This window comes from Roseateles sp. P5_B10, assembly GCF_056400485.1.
In genome coordinates this window covers 1-679 of record NZ_JBFULE010001495.1, presented here as the reverse complement: position 1 = coordinate 679, position 679 = coordinate 1, and the positions used below count along the sequence as shown (strand labels likewise).

At 65.4% G+C, this 679-nt stretch carries 1 protein-coding gene; it reads left to right on the top strand.

What is annotated here, in order from left to right; translation table 11 throughout:
* Positions 1-400: OB-fold nucleic acid binding domain-containing protein (locus tag AC1DU6_RS34195; RefSeq protein ID WP_477862883.1), on the top strand; the 400-nt coding region annotated here is incomplete at its 5' end.
* Between the last annotated feature and the right edge of the window lie 279 nt (positions 401-679).

Below are 679 nucleotides of genomic sequence, written 5' to 3'. Positions count from 1 at the left end.
GGACTACGCCGCCACCGGCCTGACGCTGCGCCGCCACCCGCTGGCCCTGCTGCGCCCACGCCTGTCCAAGCAAGGGCTGCTCAGCGCCCAGCAGCTCGACGCCGTCAAGAGCGGCCGCCGCGCCAAGGCCTGCGGCATCGTCACCGGGCGGCAGAAGCCGCAGACGGCCAAGGGCACCCTGTTCGTCACGCTGGAGGACGAGACCGGCAACGTGCAGGTCATCGTCTGGCCCAAGGTCTATGAAGAGCACCGCAGCGCCATCCTCGGCGCACGGCTGCTGGCCGTGGAAGGCGTCTGGCAGCGCGGCGACGGCGATGTGCGCCACCTGCTGGCGCAGGGCTTCACCAACCTCAACCCGCTGCTGGGCCGGTTGCCGACGGAGAGTCGGGACTTCAAGTGAGCCAAACCGAGCAAGTTCCGCTTCTGAACACCGGGCCGCACAGGGGCCCACCATGACCGCCACTTCGGGCCGCTGCCAAGTGCGCACTGCGCACTGGATGCAGCAGCCAGTAATGAGCGGAGGAGCGAAGCCCTGCGTCCTAATGGGCCCAATCGGTCAGAAATTTCAATCCACTCCCATAAGACGGGCGCACAGCCAGTATCTCATTCGCGACATACCCTTACGGAAATCTGCTCTAATTATTCTGAAAAATCAGTCCCCAATCCGGAGGGCCAGCGA